The sequence below is a fragment of the Neobacillus sedimentimangrovi genome, from assembly GCF_010614825.1.
Classification (GTDB): Bacteria; Bacillota; Bacilli; order Bacillales; family Cytobacillaceae; genus Neobacillus; species Neobacillus thermocopriae.
In genome coordinates this window covers 17,591-38,290 of sequence record NZ_JAAFZF010000018.1, presented here as the reverse complement: position 1 = coordinate 38,290, position 20,700 = coordinate 17,591, and the positions used below count along the sequence as shown (strand labels likewise).

The 20,700-nt window shown below is 40.7% G+C and carries 15 protein-coding genes; all 15 read right to left on the bottom strand.

The window, feature by feature from the left end:
- Positions 1-52: 52 nt before the first annotated feature.
- Positions 53-997 (bottom strand): HPr(Ser) kinase/phosphatase, encoded by a 945-nt coding sequence (gene hprK / locus GZA11_RS08235; protein WP_038537331.1) that lies wholly within the window; start codon positions 995-997, stop codon positions 53-55.
- Positions 998-1,137: 140 nt separating this feature from the next.
- Positions 1,138-1,500, bottom strand: coding sequence for a phage holin family protein (locus GZA11_RS08230; RefSeq protein ID WP_163183440.1), 363 nt, complete (start codon positions 1,498-1,500; stop codon positions 1,138-1,140).
- A gap of 81 nt (positions 1,501-1,581) precedes the next feature.
- On the bottom strand, positions 1,582-2,688 hold the full coding sequence (locus tag GZA11_RS08225) for a DUF4097 family beta strand repeat-containing protein (protein ID WP_163183439.1): 1,107 nt from the start codon (positions 2,686-2,688) through the stop codon (positions 1,582-1,584).
- Positions 2,689-3,074: 386 nt separating this feature from the next.
- Positions 3,075-5,948 carry an excinuclease ABC subunit UvrA gene (gene uvrA / locus GZA11_RS08220; protein ID WP_163183438.1) on the bottom strand — a complete coding sequence of 958 codons (2,874 nt, stop codon included), beginning with the start codon at positions 5,946-5,948 and terminating at the stop codon, positions 3,075-3,077.
- Positions 5,949-6,003: 55 nt separating this feature from the next.
- Positions 6,004-7,986 carry an excinuclease ABC subunit UvrB gene (gene uvrB / locus GZA11_RS08215; RefSeq protein ID WP_328822040.1) on the bottom strand — a complete coding sequence of 661 codons (1,983 nt, stop codon included), beginning with the start codon at positions 7,984-7,986 and terminating at the stop codon, positions 6,004-6,006.
- Between the two features lie 165 nt (positions 7,987-8,151).
- The gene (locus GZA11_RS08210) at positions 8,152-8,400 is read right to left on the bottom strand and encodes a CsbA family protein (protein WP_038537338.1); all 249 of its coding nucleotides are present in this window, start codon (positions 8,398-8,400) and stop codon (positions 8,152-8,154) included.
- A gap of 69 nt (positions 8,401-8,469) precedes the next feature.
- Complete coding sequence (locus GZA11_RS08205; protein WP_038537340.1) at positions 8,470-9,945, bottom strand: alanine/glycine:cation symporter family protein; 1,476 nt, start codon at positions 9,943-9,945, stop codon at positions 8,470-8,472.
- A gap of 230 nt (positions 9,946-10,175) precedes the next feature.
- On the bottom strand, positions 10,176-11,429 hold the full coding sequence (locus GZA11_RS08200; RefSeq protein ID WP_038537341.1) for an exo-beta-N-acetylmuramidase NamZ family protein: 1,254 nt from the start codon (positions 11,427-11,429) through the stop codon (positions 10,176-10,178).
- A 30-nt stretch (positions 11,430-11,459) separates the two neighbouring features.
- On the bottom strand, positions 11,460-13,529 hold the full coding sequence (locus GZA11_RS08195) for a glycoside hydrolase family 3 protein (protein WP_163183436.1): 2,070 nt from the start codon (positions 13,527-13,529) through the stop codon (positions 11,460-11,462).
- Between the two features lie 26 nt (positions 13,530-13,555).
- Positions 13,556-15,238: a serine hydrolase domain-containing protein gene (locus tag GZA11_RS08190; protein WP_163183435.1), complete on the bottom strand. Its 1,683-nt coding sequence runs from the start codon at positions 15,236-15,238 to the stop codon at positions 13,556-13,558.
- A gap of 201 nt (positions 15,239-15,439) precedes the next feature.
- On the bottom strand, positions 15,440-16,369 hold the full coding sequence (murQ, locus tag GZA11_RS08185) for an N-acetylmuramic acid 6-phosphate etherase (protein ID WP_163183434.1): 930 nt from the start codon (positions 16,367-16,369) through the stop codon (positions 15,440-15,442).
- 38 nt (positions 16,370-16,407) lie between these two features.
- Positions 16,408-17,232: a carbohydrate ABC transporter permease gene (locus GZA11_RS08180; protein WP_038537348.1), complete on the bottom strand. Its 825-nt coding sequence runs from the start codon at positions 17,230-17,232 to the stop codon at positions 16,408-16,410.
- Between the two features lie 14 nt (positions 17,233-17,246).
- The gene (locus tag GZA11_RS08175) at positions 17,247-18,188 is read right to left on the bottom strand and encodes a carbohydrate ABC transporter permease (protein WP_038541903.1); all 942 of its coding nucleotides are present in this window, start codon (positions 18,186-18,188) and stop codon (positions 17,247-17,249) included.
- A gap of 76 nt (positions 18,189-18,264) precedes the next feature.
- Complete coding sequence (locus GZA11_RS08170; RefSeq protein ID WP_163183433.1) at positions 18,265-19,557, bottom strand: ABC transporter substrate-binding protein; 1,293 nt, start codon at positions 19,555-19,557, stop codon at positions 18,265-18,267.
- Between the two features lie 116 nt (positions 19,558-19,673).
- Positions 19,674-20,528 carry a MurR/RpiR family transcriptional regulator gene (locus GZA11_RS08165; RefSeq protein WP_038537351.1) on the bottom strand — a complete coding sequence of 285 codons (855 nt, stop codon included), beginning with the start codon at positions 20,526-20,528 and terminating at the stop codon, positions 19,674-19,676.
- Positions 20,529-20,700 lie beyond the last annotated feature (172 nt).

Genomic DNA, 20,700 nt, shown 5'->3' with positions numbered 1-20,700 from the left:
CCTCTTTCTTTCTATTTTCTATATCCCATAGAGATGAGCAGCAAGCTAAATATTAGAACAACTCATCGTGTTCATGATCACCATCTTCAATGACATCCGCGAGACGTTCAGTAAATTGCTGAGCAGCGTTGACTCCCATTCTTTTTAAACGATAGTTCATAGCCGCCACTTCAATGATAACAGCAAGGTTCCGTCCTGGACGTACCGGCACCGTAAGCTTTGTAATCTCTGTATCAATGATTTTCATCTTTTCTTCATCTAATCCAAGGCGATCATATTGTTTTTTCGGGTCCCACGTTTCCAAATTGATGACAAGGGTAATTCTTTTATTGCTTCTAACCGCCCCTGCCCCGAAAAGTGTCATGACATTAATAATTCCAAGGCCCCGAATTTCTAACAAATGTTCAATGAGATCCGGAGATGTGCCTACCAATGTATCTTGGTCTTCTTGGCGAATTTCCACACAGTCGTCAGCCACAAGTCTATGTCCACGCTTCACCAATTCCAGCGCCGTTTCACTTTTTCCGACGCCACTTTTACCAGTAATTAACACGCCAATCCCGTAAACATCAACTAATACACCATGAACGGCGGTTGTCGGAGCAAGCTTGCTTTCCAAAAAGTTTGTCAAACGGCTTGCAAAACGAGTTGTTTTAAGTGTCGTTCTTAACACAGGTACCGATTCGCGCTCGGCAGCTTCAATTAATTCTTTCGGAACTTCCAAGCCTCTTGTAATAATGATGGCCGGAGTAATATCGGTACATAATTTTTCCATCCTAGTCTCTTTCTCTCTGTCAGAGAGTTGTTGGAAAAACGTAAGCTCCGTCATTCCTAACAGCTGAATTCTTTCTGCAGGATAAAATTCAAAAAAACCGGCCAATTCGATTCCCGGCCGGGAAATATCGCTCATAGTAATGGGACGGTTAATTCCCTCTTCACCACATATTAATTCAAGCTGAAATTTTTCCACAATATCCTTTGTTCGTACTTTTACCAAGGAAGCTTCCTCCTTTAGTTCCTGTAAACATTAATAAAAATCAATTACCATCTATTTTAACATTTTTTTAATAATTACCATACTTTAGCCTTTTAAAAAATAAAAGGTGCATGCCTAGAAAGTAGACACACACCTTGAAATTAATTTTTCGAATTTCTTGAATCCATTATTACTTTTTGAATAAAAAGATTAACAAGGGCCATTAGGACCGAGAAAAAGAGCGCCATCCCAAATCCTGATATTTCAAATGACTCACCCATTAAATAATCGGTCAGCTCTAAAGTAATGGCATTAATAACAAATAAAAAGAGTCCCATTGTTAAAACCGTTACCGGTAGTGTAAACAAAATCAAAATAGGTCTTACCAATATATTCAAGATGGATAATAGAATACTTGCTTGCAATGCAGCCCAAAATCCTGTCAAATAAAAGCTTTCGCGAAAATATCCTGCAAATGCCATAAACAAAACTGCGTTTATTAAACATCCAATTATCCATCTCATGACCAAAACTCCTACATCATAATATTCAAACAGGGAATCTCCGGTCTTTTCCTATTCGGAAAATTCCTGTCCATACTTATTCTATCTTATTGCTTTTTTCAATGTAATAGAACCTGATTTTGAATCCGCATAGATCTTTAATATTTTATCAAGTTGGTTGGTAGATTGGAAGCGAAGTGACTTTTGAAGCTTTTCACTTTTTTCCTCCAATACCTGAATGTCTGCGAACTCAAGATGAAATCCGCCAAGATTCGTTTTTAGCTCCCCGCTTACCGATGTTCCTTCAGGGATCGATAATTCAATTGGGGCGGTGAAGGTTTTTGCGTGAATCCATTCGCAGCGATTCCCACTTAAATTTAAGGAAATTTGTCCATGGAAGGTGATGGCCTCCGCTTTTTGAAAATCCCCATCTAGCAGTATTGCACCATTTATAGTCTCTGCCATTACCTCACCAATATGACTATTTGCGACGTGAATTTTTCCGTTCGCCGTTTCTACTTCTGCTTTTAAACCGTTCATTTGATCTAGATTAATTTTACCATTGGCCGTCTTAATGAAAAGATCATTCACTTGTAGATTTTCTCCTGACACAGATCCATTGAAAACCCGAACGCGCATTTTCTCATATTGTGCTTTAGGGACATAAAGGACCGTATCTACCTTCATCGATTTTTGCTGGGACATTAAGCGCAGTTTTTGCCCCTCTAGCGAGAAGATCATATCCCTTAAAAAATGTTGCCTAGCTTGATCCTGATGATCCACACGATACACCTTTGCCTGGCATTCGGCTCGAACATCTGGCTGGTCCCAAGCAACAATATTTATCGACCCATTTGCCAGATCAATTTCCACTTCATTCATGGTGGCATTTCCATGGTGAAAAATATGGGAAATCTCAACAGACTGGCCAAAATTCAAATCTAAATCCATTTCCTTTACCTTTTTTATGGCTGAGTCCACAAATTCAAAAATCTTTTCTTTTGTTGATTGATAATTCGTAAAAACAGGATCTTCCTTCTTCGCTTCTTCAAAATGAACCGTATGAGAAAGGTCATTTATGATTTGCTCCTGCTTTTGATCCATTGTTTTCTGTGCTTTATCCAATTCTTCAAGTAATGTTAACGCCTCATTAACCGTCAGTTTTCCCTCTTCAACCATTTTCAAAATACGTTTCCGTTCCTCTTTCATTTTTTCACCCTCAAGCCTTTTAAATTGTTTCTTCCATAAATCCTATTCATTAAATTATCTTTTTACGCCATCAATCCCATGCCCAATACGAATAATTTAGAGTAGGTTGACCTTTTTTGTCACCACCTCTTATCTTTTACTTACGATAGGATATCTTTAAAGTTTCATCTTTAAACCAATTCGTAGCCGACTGGGACGAGAAAATTGGTCTGATTCTGCTAAGCTTAGTACTCCAAAACGGAAAGAAACACGTTGACACTAGAGGTAATTTGATTTGGATGGGACATTGAGTGAAAGCACTTGCGCTAGAACATTCTCAAAATGGAGATAGATAAAAAAGAGCTGTAACCTGCTCCTTTACCGGTGTTACAGCTCTTCAACTATTCTTAAGCTTTAATGGTGCTTTTGTCTTCCACTTGCTGTTTCATACGCAAGCGGTCACGTTCGAGAATAGGCTTTAAGTATTTACCTGTGTATGATTCCGGAACTTCAGCGACCTTTTCTGGGGTACCGGTTGCAACGATCGTACCACCTTTGTCGCCACCCTCCGGACCGAGGTCAATCAGGTAATCAGCCGCTTTGATGACATCCAGGTTGTGCTCGATCACTAAAACAGTGTCACCATTTTCAACTAGACGCTGCAAGACAACAAGCAGACGTGAAATGTCATCGACATGAAGACCGGTTGTCGGCTCATCCAAAATATAGAAGGTACGTCCGGTCGAACGGCGGTGCAGTTCGGAAGCAAGTTTGACACGCTGAGCTTCCCCTCCTGACAGTGTTGTCGCCGGCTGACCAAGTTTAATATACCCAAGACCGACGTCATAAATCGTCTGTAGCTTACGACTGATTTTTGGAATGTTCTCGAAAAATGTTAAGGCATCTTCAACCGTCATATCGAGAACCTCAGAAATATTCTTTCCTTTATATTTCACTTCCAATGTCTCGCGGTTATAGCGTTTACCATGACACACTTCACAAGGAACATAAACATCTGGCAAGAAGTGCATTTCAATTTTAATAATCCCGTCACCACGGCATGCTTCACAGCGACCGCCTTTTACATTAAAACTAAAACGTCCCTTCTTATAGCCACGTACTTTCGCTTCGTTTGTAGCCGCAAAGACGTCGCGAATGTCATCAAACACACCTGTATAAGTGGCCGGATTGGACCGCGGTGTCCGTCCAATTGGAGACTGGTCGATATCAATCACTTTATCCAAATACTCAATCCCTTGAATCATCTTATGCTGACCAGGCTTTATTTTTGCATTATTGAGTTTTTGGGCAAGAGATTTATGAAGGATTTCATTCACAAGCGTACTTTTTCCGGAGCCCGAAACCCCTGTCACAGCAATAAACATTCCTAAAGGAATCTTTACATTCACATTTTTTAAGTTATTTTCAGCCGCACCTTTTATTTCAATAAAACGACCATCTGGCTTGCGACGTTCAAGTGGGAGTGGGATAAATTTCTTCCCTGACAAGTACTGACCAGTTAGCGAGTTAGGATCAGCCATAACCTCTTCCGGTGTTCCAGCAGAAACCACCTGACCTCCATGAACACCAGCACCTGGACCGATATCAATCAAATAATCGGCTGCTAACATCGTATCCTCATCATGCTCCACGACAATGAGCGTGTTTCCAATATCCCGCATGCTCTGTAAAGTACTAATTAAGCGATCATTATCCCTTTGATGAAGCCCGATGGACGGTTCATCCAAAATATAGAGTACACCTGTTAAGCGGGAACCGATTTGTGTGGCCAAGCGAATTCGCTGAGCCTCACCGCCGGAAAGGGTTCCAGCCGTTCTGCTTAAATTTAAATAATCTAGACCGACATTGACTAAAAAACCAAGACGTTCTTTAATTTCGCGTAATATGAGTTTAGCAATCTTTTCTTCTTTTTCAGAAAGCTGAAGATTGGAGAAAAAGTCTAATGCTTCTTCAATTGAAAAGTTAGTGACTTGGGCAATATGATAGCCATTAATAAGAACAGCCAAGCTTTCTTTTTTTAATCGAAATCCTTTGCATGTAGGACAAGCTTGATCGGCCATATATTTTTCCATTTGCTCACGAATATAATCAGAGCTTGTCTCTTTATAACGGCGCTCCACATTACGAATGACACCTTCAAATTCGACATAGCCTTCACGAATTTGCCCCATATCGTTCTCGTATCGGAAATAAATCTTCTCTGAACCGGAACCATATAATATTTTATCTAAAAGATTTTCCGGAATGTCTTTCACCGGAATATCCATATCAATTCCGTAATGGTTGCAGACAGATTCCAACAATTGCGGATAATATTGTGAGCTTGTCGGTTCCCATGGGGCTATCGCATGCTGTCTCAAAGTTAATTCTTTATTAGGGATGACGAGATCTACATCCACTTCTAGCTTGGAACCGAGACCATCACAATCCGGGCAGGCACCAAACGGGCTGTTAAAAGAAAACATCCTTGGTTCAAGCTCTCCGATAGAAAATCCGCAATGAGGGCAAGCATGATTTTCACTGAACATTAATTCTTCCTCACCGATGACATCGACAATAACCTTTCCCCCACCAAGGCCTAAGGCCGTTTCTAGTGAGTCGGCCACACGTGAGGCAATACCCTCTTTTATGACGATTCGGTCCACTACGACTTCAATGGAGTGTTTTTTATTTTTATCGAGCTCAATCTCTTCGCTAAGGTCGAGCATTTCACCGTCAACACGAACGCGGACAAAACCTTGTTTTTTTATGTCTTCCAAGACTTTAACATGCTGCCCTTTACGGCCTGATACCACTGGAGCAAGAATTTGCATTTTTGTGCGTTCCGGATATTCAAGAAGACGGTCCACCATTTGCTCAATGGTTTGTGAGGAAATTTCAATGTTGTGAATCGGACAAGTGGGATGTCCAATTCTTGCAAAAAGCAATCTTAAATAGTCATAGATTTCAGTCACCGTTCCAACGGTTGAGCGCGGGTTGCGGCTTGTTGTTTTTTGGTCAATTGAAATGGCAGGTGACAAGCCTTCAATAGCATCTACATCTGGCTTATCCATTTGTCCGAGAAACTGCCGAGCATAAGCCGAAAGTGATTCCACATAGCGACGCTGACCCTCCGCATAAATCGTATCAAACGCGAGTGAGGACTTCCCTGATCCGGAAAGTCCCGTCAATACAACAAGCTTATCTCTCGGAATGGTGACATCAATATTTTTTAAATTGTGGGCTCTGGCGCCTTTCACAATCAATTTTTCCATTGCCATTATTTACGACATCCTTCCGTTTATTAAAGCGGTAGGTTCGGCCAATGATCCGGCATTATCCTTCCGCTTTTAATTCCAAAATTAAATCTCGAAGCTCCGCAGCACGCTCGAAATCGAGTGCCTTGGCGGCAGCCTTCATTTCTTTTTCCATGTTGGCAATCAATTTGTCCCTTTCCTTCTTGTTCATCTTGCCAAAAGAAGTAGCCGGTTTGTACTCTTTCTGTTCCTCGGCCACATGTGTAGCACGAATCACATCGCGAATATCCTTTTGAATGGTTTTTGGTGTGATACCATGCTTTTTATTGTATTCCTCCTGGATGGAACGACGCCGCTTCGTCTCATTAATTGCGACTTCCATGGAATGTGTAATCTTGTCAGCATACATGATGACATGACCATTGGCGTTTCTTGCGGCCCGGCCGATTGTCTGAATTAACGAGCGTTCCGAACGGAGGAAGCCTTCCTTATCAGCATCAAGAATGGCCACCAGTGATACCTCAGGAATATCAAGACCTTCCCTTAGGAGGTTAATGCCAACCAATACATCATATTTTCCAAGACGAAGCTCGCGGATAATTTCAATCCGCTCGAGTGTTTTGACCTCAGAATGAAGATACTGCACCTTGATCCCAATTTCCTTCAAATAATCGGTTAGATCCTCAGCCATTTTTTTCGTTAAAGTGGTAACGAGAACTCGTTCATTCCGTTTTATTCTATCTTGGATTTCACCGATTAAGTCATCAATTTGTCCTTGAATCGGCCGAACATCAATCGTTGGATCAAGTAGCCCAGTCGGACGAATAATTTGTTCAACCATTTCAGGAGTATGTTCGAGTTCATATGGGCCAGGTGTAGCCGAAACATAAATGATATTATGAATATGCTTTTCAAACTCTTCGAACTTAAGCGGGCGATTATCTAAGGCTGACGGGAGGCGAAAGCCGTGTTCAACGAGTATTTCCTTCCGGGCCTTGTCCCCATTATACATACCTCTAATCTGCGGTAGTGTTACGTGCGACTCATCAATGATCATTAAGAAATCATCCGGAAAGTAATCAAGCAATGTATATGGTGTCGAGCCCGCTGGCCTTAAAGTCAGATGGCGTGAATAGTTTTCAATTCCAGAACAGAAGCCCATTTCCCGCATCATTTCAATATCGTATCGAGTTCTCTGTTCAAGACGTTGAGCCTCGAGTAATTTATTCTGTTCACGGAGGACAGTAAGCCGTTCTTCTAGTTCTTTTTCAATATTTTCGATCGCTTTACGCATCTTTTCTTCACGAGTAACGAAGTGGGAGGCTGGGAAAATGGCAACATGGTCGCGTTCACCGATAATCTCCCCTGTTAAGGCATCGACCTCACGAATCCGGTCAATTTCATCTCCGAAAAATTCAACACGAATACAGTGTTCATCACGGGAAGCTGGGAAAATTTCAACGACATCTCCACGGACTCGGAATGTTCCGCGTTTAAAATCGATGTCGTTTCTTTCATATTGGATATCTACAAGGCGGTGAAGTAGTTGATTGCGTTCTATCTCCATTCCAGTACGAAGCGAAACAACCATCTCCCGGTATTCCTCCGGTGATCCGAGACCATATATACAGGAGACGCTGGCAATGATGATGACATCCTTGCGTTCAAATAACGCTGAAGTCGCTGAATGGCGCAGCTTGTCAATTTCATCATTGATACTGGCGTCCTTTTCTATAAATGTATCAGTCTGTGGCACATAGGCCTCCGGCTGATAGTAATCGTAATAACTGACAAAATATTCAACAGCATTGTTCGGGAAAAATTCCTTAAACTCACTGTAAAGCTGACCGGCCAAGGTTTTATTGTGGGCGATCACCAAGGTCGGTTTATTTACCTCTTTTATTACATTGGAAATCGTGAACGTTTTCCCTGTACCAGTTGCGCCAAGGAGGGTTTGATGTTTTTTATTATTTTTAATGCCTTCGACCAGTTTCCTTATGGCTTCCGGCTGGTCTCCCTGTGGTGAGTATTTGGATACTAATTCAAATTGGTCCTTCTTCACGGTCGTTCCTCCCGTTTTAAAAAAATCCGTGTCTATGATTTTCATCTAACAGTTTTCAATTTCATACTATACATTTTACCACAATACCCCAAAAACAAACCAATAATATACGAACTCACATTCGATTTTTTTGTACAAAAAAAGCCTGCCTTATTCTGGCAGACTTTATTTTTCAACCTTGGTACGATTGTTTGGCAACTTCATTTTGGCAGCAAGCCAAAAGCCGGCAGTCAGTGAAAATGCATCTATTACAATGAGAGAAAATGTATCGGTATAGCCTTTATGGACAGAAGCTGCAATTAAGGCAACCGTTAAGACAAGACCAATCACTCGATTATAAGTAACACGAGTAAAAAGTAAAACTAGAAGTCCCGGTATAAAAAACGCTGACATATGTCGTATGACTTCAATCATTTCACACCTCATCCATTCCATTCTGTTCCTATATTCTAGAAATTCATGGACGAAAATGCAAATAAAAGATTAATTGGCCACACGTTTGCTTTCTTCTTTTTCCGATTTTTGATAACCATTAGCCCAGAAATCAGCATTCTTAATTCCTAACTTAGTAGAATTAAATTCAGGATCTAGTCCCTTCTTCAATTGCTCTTCGTAATCTTTCAAGGCAATATTGGCTGGTTTAAATAGGAGAACAATAGCAATTAAGTTCAACCATACCATGATTCCAAGTCCAATATCTCCCATTGCCCAAGCAAGCTCTGCTGTTTTTACTGCTCCATAGAACACAGAGCCTAAAAGGATTAGTTTTAATAAAAACATAGCTGGCTTTCTGTTTTTGCCCTTTACTAAGTAAGCAAGATTCGTTTCTGCGATATAGTAATAAGCAAATATAGTCGTGAAAGCAAAGAAGAATAAAGCAAATGCAACAAAACCTGATCCCAATCCTGGCAGAATGGTATCGACCGCTGCTTGTGTATAAGCTGGTCCGCTTTCCACTCCTTTAAGATTCTCCACTAAGAATTCCCCAGTTTTTTCATTTATTGTATTGTAAGAATTAGTAAATAAGATCATTAAAGCTGTTGATGTAACGACTAAGAACACATCAAGGTAAATGGAAAATGACTGAACGAGCCCTTGTTTTGCTGGGTGTGATACTTCTGCAGCTGCAGCAGGATGAGCACCAGTACCTTGTCCAGCTTCATTGGCATATAAACCACGTTTTACGCCCCACATGATCGTGGTTCCAAGAATACCTCCAAACATTTCTTCTGCACCGAATGCACTTTTAAAAATTAGGGCAAATACTTCAGGGATTCTTTCAAAATTAACCGCAATAATCGCTAGAGCAAGAAGTAAATAGCCGATAGCCATAAAAGGTACAATAAATTCTGCAACTCTAGCAATACGTTTTACTCCACCAAAAATAATAAGTGCCATTAATACAACCACTACTAAACCAGTAATGGCACTATTAATTCCAAACGCATTTTTCATACCTTCTGCAATAGAATTCGCTTGAATACCTGGCATTAATACAGCCATAGCAAGGAGAGTCGCAACAGCAAAAATCACAGCAAACCATTTCCAACCAAGACCCTTCTCAATATAGAACGCCGGGCCACCTCGATACTCTCCATCTTGCTTTTCTTTATAGATTTGCGCTAGTGTTGATTCCACAAAAGCGGCTGATGCACCAATAAACGTGATTACCCACATCCAAAATACAGAACCCGGTCCTCCGAATGCAATTCCTGTTGCTGTTCCGGCAATATTCCCGACCCCAATTCGTCCGGATAAAGACATAGCCAATGCTTGGAAAGAAGAAACCCCTTCATTAGAGCTTTTTCCCGTAAATACGAGGCGAATCATTTCTTTCACATGTCGAATTTGCAAAAATCTGGTGCGTATACTAAAATATAGCCCAACTGCCACAATGAAGATAATCAATGGTGCACTCCATAAATACCCATTAATGCTTGTCACAAGCTGCTCGAACATAAATTTCCCCCTTTGTATTATACAGATTGATATAACCATCCCCCTTTGTTGTATAACAAGGAGACAATCAAATTATAAAATAATACAGTGTTATATTTCAACAAAATATTTAGTATATTTAGATTTTACTGATATATCAAAAATTAAACCATGATGAATAGAAATGGCTAAAAAAATGAGGAGAAAAGCCCCCTGACAAGTGCTTTTCTCCTATCAAACTAATAGGTCATTTAATAGAGTAAATATTTCTCACGGACATCCATAAATGTTTTTAATGCTGGCTCCCATTCTTTTTTCATTTCTTCGATAGATTTGCCTGCTTCGATCCCATCGCGAATGGAACCGTTCCCTACGAGCAAGTCAAAGTGTGATACCCCTTTACTATCACGGGCCCGGAATTGGAAATCGTTCGGATACATGTCATGTATGGTCTTCACAATATACAATCCTGTTTCGAATGGCTTAAAGGCATTTCTGTTCGTTACATGAATTTGAATTCCATGGTTTAACTGATTTACATTCTTGGAGGTTGTCGGTATGAATGAAGCAGAACGGAATTTCACACCTGGTAGATGATAGGAATTTAACCTTGCAGCTAGTTCATCTCCATCAATGAAAGGCGCCCCGATAAGTTCGAAAGGTCTAGTGGTTCCCCTACCTTCTGAAACATTGGCAGCCCCTTCAATTAATGCAGCACCCGTATACACAAGGGCTGTATCTAATGTAGGCATGTTTGGTGACGGCATCACAAAATGCAATGGTGTTTCATCATAATACATATTCCGCTTCCAACCTTCCATTTTGACAACCGTTAAATCGGCACCGATACCAAATTCCTTATTAAATAACTGAGCCAACTCTCCTACTGTCATACCATGTCGAACTGGAATGGCATACTGACCTACAAAGGAAGCATATTTTTCCTCTAATATTGGTCCTTCTACTTTAGTGCCACTAATTGGATTTGGGCGGTCAAGCACGATGAAAGGAATATTGTTCTCTTTCGCTGCTTCCATTGCCAAAGCCATCGTATAAATGTAAGTGTAGAAACGAGCTCCAACATCCTGAATATCAAAAACCAATACATCAATATTGCTGAGCATATCCGGTGTAGGCTTACGCGTTTTTCCGTAAAGACTGTACACGGGGAGACCTGTTTTTTCATCTATATAGGATTCCACATACTCACCGGCAGGCGCGCTCCCGCGGACACCATGTTCCGGACCGTACAATGCTGTAAGTTCAAATTCCTTATGTTGATAAAACAAATCCACGATACTATTTAGCTCCTGGTCGACACCAGTTGGATTCGTAATCAAGCCTACGCGTTTCCCTTTAATTAAGTTAATTTGGTCTTTTAACAATACTTCTACACCTAAACGGAACTTTTTATTATTCTTCTCTTTTTCATTTTTCGCAATGGCTGCCGTTACTGTTGATAGTACTAATAGCAGAGTGATCATTGCCATTATCCATTTCTTCATCCAAACCCCTCCCCTATTTTTTAATAGTTTTTAATACCCTAATCCATGGCCAAAACCGTACATTACACTACCATCATGACCATAAATCGTAACTGGCAGCTTTCCTGTTGGGTGATTCTCGCCAAAAATGGTGTTTACTGACGCCGCGAAGCTGGCTGGTCGATATCCATATTGGACAAGATAGGCATCTACAGCCGGGTAGGACATGACATCGTATGGGTTACGGATTCCTAAAGCAATGACTTTGGCATCGGTTTCATTAATGAGCTGATTGGTCATGACCATTTGGCTGGCACTTGGCGCCCTTCCTCCTACACTGGAAGTATAAGTTCCGACAATAATATATTTCGCATCTTTCACTTGTTCGAGCTGAGCAGTGGTCAGCTTAGTTTGTGTATCAATATAGGTAACATTTGTATGATGCTTTTTCACTTCATTCAAAAGCAAATTCACATAGTAGCCGGAATACCCTACTACAGCAATTTTGTCTTCTGGTGCTGCCTTAATTGGGAGAACTCCGTTATTTTTTACCAGTGTAATTGATTTTTCCGCGGCCTCTTTTTCAATAGCCTTATGCTCAGGTGAGCCGACTACTTGAAGAGCATGGGAAATCTTTTGATCGATGCTTTCTTCAACCTCTCCTTTAACAATTCCCCGATTTAATTTTAAGGTTAAAATTCGCTCGACAGACTGTTCGATTCTTTTCTCAGAAATTTCACCAGATCTCACTGCGTTATAAAGCCCATTAGCTACTACTTCTAGTCCGACAGGCATTAACACAATATCCGCTCCCGCTTTAACACTGCGGATGGCGGCATCAACCGGACCGAAATGGTCAGCAATCGCATTCATGTTCATCGCATCGGTTATGATTACTCCTTCATATCCCATTTCCTCACGCATCAGTCCAGTTAATACCTTGTGTGAGAGGGTCGCTGGAATCGCAATTTCCGTTCCATCTTTTTGAGAAACGGCTTTTGTAGGATCGATTTTCGGGAAAGTGACATGAGCAGTCATAATCGCATCAATTCCTGCATCCATCGCCTGCTGGAAAGGATATAATTCAACTTGTTTCAAACGGTCCTTATCATGAGGCACTTCTGGTAATCCTAAATGGGAGTCTACCGCTGTATCTCCATGCCCTGGAAAATGCTTGGCCGTTGCCGCTGTGCCGCTTTCCTGGAGCCCTTTAATATAAGCGTTGCCCATTTTTCCTACAAGCTCTGGATTTTCCCCAAACGAACGCACTCCAATAACTGGATTATCCGGGTTATTATTGACATCAAGCACCGGCGCCAGATTCATATTAATACCTAACGAGTGCAGTTCCTCGCCAATGGCTCTTCCGACTTTTTCAGCTGTCTCTTCAGATCTTGTTGCTCCAAGCGCCATATTCCCGGAAAAATCAGATCCTGATTGGAGACGAGTAATAATACCGCCTTCTTGGTCAATCGTAATAAGCAAGCCATATTTTTGTGCTACTTGTTGATAAGCATCCACAAGCTTGGTTGTTTGTTCGGTTGTCACTACATTTTCACGGAACAAGATAACCCCGCCAAGATGATAATCCTTTACAAGCTTGGCGATCTCATCATTCATTTCCGTAACATTTTTTCCTTTCCATGTTCGAAAATCCGGCATCAACATTTGTCCGACTTTTTCTTCTAGTGTCATGTGCTTAATCGCGTTGCCAATGACGTCATACCGGGAACCTTTTTCTTTTATTACGAGAATTTTATCCTGGTTTCCCTTCACTTGAATAGCAATTCGGTCAGTGAATTGACCATCACTGACAGAGATAAACGTTTTCCCGTTATGACCGGTCAACGTAACTTCGCCATCTTTTACAGAAGCTACATTTTTATTTGAAGACTTCCATGTGACGTCTGCAGCTAGCTTAAAATGACCATCCCCAAATATATGAAGTGGATTTAATAAAATTTTGTCGTCTTTTACCTCCCGTTTTACTTGAGGCACATTTAGGTCAATGACTAAATCCTTAATGGTGGATGCCGCAACTGAGCTGGATACGGGAATACCAGTCAACAAGACCCCAATAGCCAAGCACGAAATCATGAACGCTTTTAAAAATTTCCTCATCAGTTTCCTCCTCTTTTTATTAAAAATTAGTAATTGCGTAACTGCCATTCGTTTTTATCAAATTTCAGTTCCACAGAATCTAGCTTCGGATTCAAGACATACCAGCCGCGACCATTCACTGTGGAATCCGTTTGATAAACAAAACGAAGTTTCTTAGCTTTACGCGGTACATCGAACGTAAGAATTTCCCAGCCATTGCTTGTGCCGGAAAGTTCTGTGACCATTTGCCATTTGCCATCTATCAACATTTCCACCCGTCCATAATCGGCTTGATTTTCCATACGGTACCATGTAGCAAAGGTAAGCTTCGTATCTTTTATTAACTGTAGATCGGTTTCCATCACACGATTCAAAAGATCCCCATATCCAGCAAACCATGCCGAACTTTTACCTGGAATGGATACCGGAATGGCATCTGCGACCTGCCTTGCAAACCATCTTCTTGGAGCATTAATAGATCCCATATTTCTACTTGGATGAACACGATTGGTGAGCAAAATGGCAACCGTTTTGTTATGGGGACTGACGACAATCGATGTGCCGGTATAGCCTGTATGACCGAAAGATTCAGTTCCTTCAGATAAGGCATCCATGTACCAGCCTTGGCCTAGTTCCCAACCAAGACCATGGTCATTACCTGGAAATGCTAAATTTTGATTTTCCAGCAAAAGTTTTACCGTTTCAGGTTTCAGGATACTTTTTCCACCATATTTTCCATTGTTGATAAAAATATGCGCTAGTTTTGCAAGGTCCTCTGCAGTTGAAAACACTCCGGCATGCCCGGCAACTCCATTAAGAGACCAAGCATTTTCATCATGCACTTCCCCCCAAACTAATCCCCTGTTGGGAACAGCCTGGTATTCTGTCGCTGCAATACGGTTTTTCAAAGAAGCTGGCGGGTTGTACATTGTGTCCTTCATCCCTAACGGCTTTGTAATATGTTCCTTCACAAATTCATCCAGGCGCTTTCCGGATAGTCGCTCAATGAATGCCCCTAAAGTAATCATGTTGAGATCACTATATTCATAAGTTGTACCGGGCTTATTTTTCAATGGCTGCTGAAAAACAAGCTGCAGTCGTTCTTCACGGGAATTTCCCATTGTATAGAGCGGTATCCAAGACGTAAATCCAGAGGTATGAGTCAATAGCTGGCGAATCGTAACTTTTTCTTTCCCATTTACAGCAAATTCCGGAATATACTTGGCAACCGGGTCATCCAGCTGAAATAAACCTTTCTCAAAAAGCTGCATAACGGCTACAGAAGTGAAAATTTTACTAATGGAGGCAAGATCAAAAATGGTATCCTTCTTCATCGATAAAGGCTGATCTAATTTCGTAAACTGACCGTCTGCATAAATAGCTGAATGACCATAAGCAGAGTGTTTAACGATTTTCCCTCCTCTTGCGACAAAGGCAACAGCACCCGGGAATAGTTTATTTTCAATGTTTTCTTGAATCATGGTGTCGATTTGTTGTAGTGGTGTAGCAACCATTCCTGCCCCTCTAGGCGAACTAGGGTGAAGCACACTTGTGACAGGGACGAATTCAGAGTTCCATGTAAAAACAGGGTGAGGTTTTTCCGATTGGAATGATTTCATTTCTTTCTTTTCAATGGTAGGAATAATCTTAGATTCACTGTTAGCAGAAACATGAGAGGTACACAATAATGCAGTACATACTGAAGCAAGGACAATGGATTTTTTCCTCATAGCTCCTCCTTAACTTTAGCTTTCCGATCTGGACAAAGCTAAGAAATATTATTTACTATTTTTTAAGAAAGTATGAGATAATAGGTATAGTTATCTATACCACTTTAGACCTATAATACTGTCAACAAATAGGTATAAAGAATCATTCAAATTCAAATGGAACCATAATAAAAAGAGCAGGCGGAAGGTTTCCACCCGCAATCAGGTGAGATCCTTTGCAGCTTTTTGCCTTTGAAGTTGTTCCATCGCATTCGGAAAATGATCATGATGCTGTTTGAGAACGGAGATCGCAGTATCGAAATCAACTTGAAATAAAACCATTAAAATCGCAGCTCTCGTATCCCCATTTGCCTTCTCATTTGCTTCTTTGGCCGCCGATTCATCCAAGCCGGTGATGTCTTGAATGATGGAGATCGACCGTTTCCTCAGCTTTTCGTTCGTGGCTTGAACATTTACCATTAAATTTTTATATACCTTGCCCATTTTAATCATCGAAGCTGTCGAAATCATATTTAATACCATTTTTTGCGCTGTTCCAGCTTTTAGGCGGGTAGAGCCGGTAATGACTTCTGGCCCTACAGGAATTTCAATTGGATATTTAGCCATCTTGGCTAATTCTGAACCAAGGTTACACGCGATTCCGATCGTGAGAATATTTCGTTCATTTGCTTTTTCCACAGCTCCCAAAACGTAAGGTGTTCTACCGCTAGAGGCAATGCCAATTAACACATCCTTTGGTCCAAGCAGTTGATTGACGACCTCTCTTCCTGCCTCACGATCATCTTCCGCATCTTCAACAGCATAGCGAATCGCCTTTTCTCCGCCAGCAATAATACCATTTACTAGATCATTGGTTACGCCAAAGGTTGGCGGGCATTCAGAAGCATCCAATACGCCAAGTCGGCCACTTGTTCCCGCTCCGATATAAAAGATCCTCCCCCCTTGCTTGAGCGATGTGACCACCGCATCAATCGCATCTTTTATTTGGGGCAAGGCTTTTTCTACCGCAAAGGCAACCTTTTGGTCCTCCTGATTCATCAACTGAATAATTTCCAGAGTCGTAAATTGGTGTAAATTTTCCGAATTCTCATTTCGCATTTCTGTCAAAAGTCCTGGGCGAGTTTCATCCATAATCTATGCCTCCATTTAACAATGCCAAGGTAAAATCACTATTTGACCGCACCAGCAGTCAAACCTTCCATAAACTGTTTCGATGCTATAAAGAATAGAATGAGCATTGGCAAAGAAGATAATGTCAATCCGGCAAATAGCGCACCCCAGTCAGCTGAATATTCACCAAACAAGCTTAGCATGCCGACAGGAATCGTCTTTTTCATCTCATTCGTGATAAAAATTAACGGGAAGAAAAAGTCATTCCATGACTGAATAAAATTAATAATCATAACCGTACCAAGCGCTGGCCGCATTAATGGCAAAACGACATTCCATAAAATCCTAAGATCGCTAGCCCCGTCCATTCGGGCGGCTTCCTCTAACTCCATTGGCATCGTTCGGAAAAATCCAGTCAAAATTAAGATGGACAGTGGTATCCCTTGTGCAGTGTACATCAAAATAAGTGACCATAAAGAGTTCGTTAAACCGAGACCCTTCATTAAAATAAACAATGGCACAATTCCTAATTTAATCGGAATCATCATCCCCATCAGGAAAACGAAAAAGAGGATGTTATTCCACCAGTAGGTATACCTAGCGATATAAAAAGCTGCTAGAGAAGTAGTAATCAAAATAAGTAGGACTGAAACAACACTGACAAACACACTGTTGTAAAAATACGTCATAAATGGAACCTGATCTAGCAGTTTCTCGTACGTTTGCAAACTAAAGCTTTTCGGCAACGATAGTGGGTTTGTAAAAATTTCTATCGTTGGTTTATAGGAGGATACGATCATTAGGATGATCGGATAAAGACTGATAGAAGCAAATAAAAAAGCAACGATATAATAGAATAACTTCATCCAGATCGATTGTTTCATGATTAGTACCCTCCCTACATTTCAACTTCTTTTTTCTTCATATAGTTTAAAAAGAGCGCGGTAAAAACGCAGATAAAGAGAAATAGCACAACTGCCAGCGCCGATCCGAGTCCAATTGCTGTAGAATCCCCCGTCGCCCCGCCAAAGGCTAAACGATAGAAATACACAGCTAACGTATCTGTTGAACGATATGGTTCTCCCTGAGACCCTTGCATAGCATAAACTAGTTCAAAGGCTTCAAATGATTGGATAAACGTCAGCACTGTCATGATCATGATGGATGGCATCATGAGTGGCATCATGATTCTCCTTAACATTGTCATGCCTTTTGCTCCATCTAATCTTGCAGCTTCGATTAATTCTTTTGGAATCGACTGGAAACCAGCCAAAAAGATTAATATGGCAAACCCCAATCCAAACCAGCAGTTTACGAGAATAATAGTTATTAAGGCCGTGTCTGGATCACCTAGCCACGCCTTTTTCCATGATTCCAATCCTAATTTACTAAGAATGACATTTAAGGCCCCAAAGTTTGGATTTAATATAAGCTTCCACAAAAATCCGACGACGATGACTGACAAAAGTCTTGGCAGAAAATAAGCCATTTTCAATAATTCTGCGCCACGGATTTTTTGAAAGATAATAAAAGCAAGGAAAAAAGCCAAGCCATTCTGGACAACCATTTGAACAACAAAATATAGGACGTTATGGCCAAAAGCATTCCAGAACATGCCGCTAAATGGCTCAAGGGTAAATAGATTTTTATAATTTTCCAGCCCGACAAATGCTTGTTTTTGGATTCCCTTCCAGTCGTAAAAACTGTAAGTAATGGCTGCTACCAATGGATAAACAATGAACAGGCCATAAATAAAAAGGGCGGGAATAGGGAAGAGATGAATTCCCCATCTCTTCTGTTTTTTCCGCTTTTTCTGCTTCACAGTCTCCGTTTGGATCATCGTTTGCATATTCTCCGCCACCTACTTTTTATTCACTTTCCGAAGGACCATTCAACCATGGTCCTCCTTTTTTTCATTATTGAAATGGTTTAAACCACGTTTCCGCATTTTCCTGTACACTTTTTGCTACGCCTTCAGGTGTTTGTTTACCTAAATACATTCCTTGAAGCTCGTTTTCCAAGGTAGTTTTGGAAGTAGGGTTGCCGCCAGCAAAGTACACAACCATCATATAAGGGGTAGACATTTTCTCAACTGCTTCACCTAAAGACGTTACTAATTCATCCTTAGCCTTCACACCAGGCATTGCACTAATCATTTTAAATTCGTTTGTGAACAACTCGGCAAACTCTTTCGTTGCTAAAAACTCTAGGAACAATTTTGCTTTTTCTTTATGCTTAGATTTTGCGTTCAAGGCGAAGGAGCCATCTACCCAAGCTGTAATCGTTCGTTCTTTTCCAATCGCAGATGGCATTGGGAAAAATCCAATTTCGATATCAGGATTTAGGCTGCGCACGACCTCAATTTCCCAGCTTCCCATAGGGAACATAGCTGCTTGGCCGGTTGCAAATAGTGTACGGATATCCTCCATACCAAGACCTTCATAGTTATCAGGGAAGTATTTCTTCAATTGATCCATCGCTTTAATTGAATTGACAAACTCAGTTGATTCAAAGTTCGTTTCACCTTTCGTTATTTTTTCAACAAATTCATTACCGCCGTAATGAGCAGGCCCGATAATTCCATGAGCCGCTGACAATAGCCAACCTTCCTTCGCGCCAAGGGCGATTGGTATGATGTTTTTGGATTTCAATGTTTCATTTAGCTTGATAAACTCATCCCATGTTTTCGGTTCTTTTAAATTATGCTCTTTAAAGATTTTTTTGTTATAAAAGATTTGGGTGGTACTCATGTTGAGAGGGACGCCATATTGCTTGCCATCGGAACCTTTTGATGCCTGAAGGGCTGTCTCCGGGAATGCATCCAATCCAGTCAGACCGTCAAGTGGTTCCAGATAACCAGCATCAGCAAGGGCAATTCCAGGTGCATATGGTCTAAGATGGATAATGTCCGGGCCTTCGCCACTTTGAAGTGCCGTATTCAGAATGGTGTTGTATTCTGTGTTTTTGGAAGGTTTAAATTCGACTTTAATATCAGGATGTTTTTTGTTGAAAGCTTCAATCACTTTCTCGTATTTGGCTGTATCCTCTGTTCTCCAGCTACCAATGGTCAGTGTGACTGCATCTGCTTTTTCATCTTCTTTAGAGGCATTTGATTTTTTCGAAGTTTCTTTTTCACTTGAACATGCTGTGGCAAACATCAAGATGAATGCAAATACCCCAAATAACCAAGCTTTCCCCATCTTGTTCATGAATTTTTAGTTCCTCCTTCATTGATATATATTTTAAAAAACCTCGTGTGAACGAGGGTGGTAACCAGATGGAGTAATCAGATGGTGTTATTTCAGAAGGTGCGGCCTATCATTATTTATTTTTTCTTAAAAACATTTACTGCTTTGCGGGTTCGTTCCAAAGCTTCTACATGGGTATCTTGGTTGGATTTTGTAACACCGAGAAACAAAATATCAATGACATTGAGCTGCGCAATACGTGAACTCGTTGCCCCACTTCGAACATTTCGCTCTAAAGAAGTGGTAAATAGTTTGACGTCTGCTAATGAGGAAACAGGGTTATCCCCTGATTTTGTCAAAGAGATAATGCGGGCACCATTTGACTTAGCAACTGCTAATGATTCAATAATATCTATCGTCTGACCGCTATAGGAAATGCCAAAAGCCACATCCTGTTTTGTTAGATTCGCCGCAACAGTAACCTGGGTATCTCCATCGAATGCTGCTTCACACCAATGGCTGATCCGGGTTAGTTTTTGTTTGAAGTCCATCGCAACAATGGCAGAAGCTCCGATTCCAAAGACAGCCACTTTTCTAGCATTCGAGATAAGAGCAACCGCCTTTTCTAATTCCTCTGCTGATAGAACTAGAGTCGTATTTTGGATGGATTGTATATTATTTTGCGACACAGATTGAATAAACGCTTGAATGGAATCGTCCTTAGGAATATCTTCATACAGACTATATTCACTTTCCGATTTCGCCAATTCATAAGCAATTTTCAGCTTCAATTCTTGGAAACCTTTACATTTTAATACCTTAGATAAGCGAACAATGGTGGCTTCGCTGACTTTCGCTTTTTCTGCCAATTTCTGAACAGACATATTCACAGCTTCCTGCGGATTTTCAAGGATGAATTCAGCCGCCTTTCGTTCGGAAGGCTTAAACATATGCATGCTTTCTTGGATAAATAGTATTTCAGCACTTTTCATCAAACTTCACCCTATACTAAGTCCTAATCCGATTATATTAAATAATGTTTCATAATATCAACAATTTTCTGAAACATTATTACAAATGTTTCGACAAAATCTACTTTTACTCAACAAAAATAAGCTTACCCTCTTTGGATAAGCTCAATTTTGGTTTTATTTGATTACTGTA

Bases quoted from the DNA above. Each gene is read 5' to 3' on its own strand.
- GZA11_RS08190 (WP_163183435.1), bottom strand. From the start codon at position 15,238: ATGAGGAAAAAATCCATTGTCCTTGCTTCAGTATGTACTGCATTATTG.
- GZA11_RS08225 (WP_163183439.1), bottom strand. From the start codon at position 2,688: ATGAAAGAGGAACGGAAACGTATTTTGAAAATGGTTGAAGAGGGAAAA.
- GZA11_RS08205 (WP_038537340.1), bottom strand. From the start codon at position 9,945: ATGTTCGAGCAGCTTGTGACAAGCATTAATGGGTATTTATGGAGTGCA.
- GZA11_RS08200 (WP_038537341.1), bottom strand. From the start codon at position 11,429: ATGAAGAAATGGATAATGGCAATGATCACTCTGCTATTAGTACTATCA.
- GZA11_RS08195 (WP_163183436.1), bottom strand. From the start codon at position 13,529: ATGAGGAAATTTTTAAAAGCGTTCATGATTTCGTGCTTGGCTATTGGG.
- uvrA (WP_163183438.1), bottom strand. From the start codon at position 5,948: ATGGCAATGGAAAAATTGATTGTGAAAGGCGCCAGAGCCCACAATTTA.
- GZA11_RS08175 (WP_038541903.1), bottom strand. From the start codon at position 18,188: ATGATCCAAACGGAGACTGTGAAGCAGAAAAAGCGGAAAAAACAGAAG.
- GZA11_RS08180 (WP_038537348.1), bottom strand. From the start codon at position 17,232: ATGAAACAATCGATCTGGATGAAGTTATTCTATTATATCGTTGCTTTT.
- GZA11_RS08165 (WP_038537351.1), bottom strand. From the start codon at position 20,528: ATGAAAAGTGCTGAAATACTATTTATCCAAGAAAGCATGCATATGTTT.
- GZA11_RS08170 (WP_163183433.1), bottom strand. From the start codon at position 19,557: ATGAACAAGATGGGGAAAGCTTGGTTATTTGGGGTATTTGCATTCATC.
- GZA11_RS08210 (WP_038537338.1), bottom strand. From the start codon at position 8,400: ATGATTGAAGTCATACGACATATGTCAGCGTTTTTTATACCGGGACTT.
- GZA11_RS08230 (WP_163183440.1), bottom strand. From the start codon at position 1,500: ATGAGATGGATAATTGGATGTTTAATAAACGCAGTTTTGTTTATGGCA.
- murQ (WP_163183434.1), bottom strand. From the start codon at position 16,369: ATGGATGAAACTCGCCCAGGACTTTTGACAGAAATGCGAAATGAGAAT.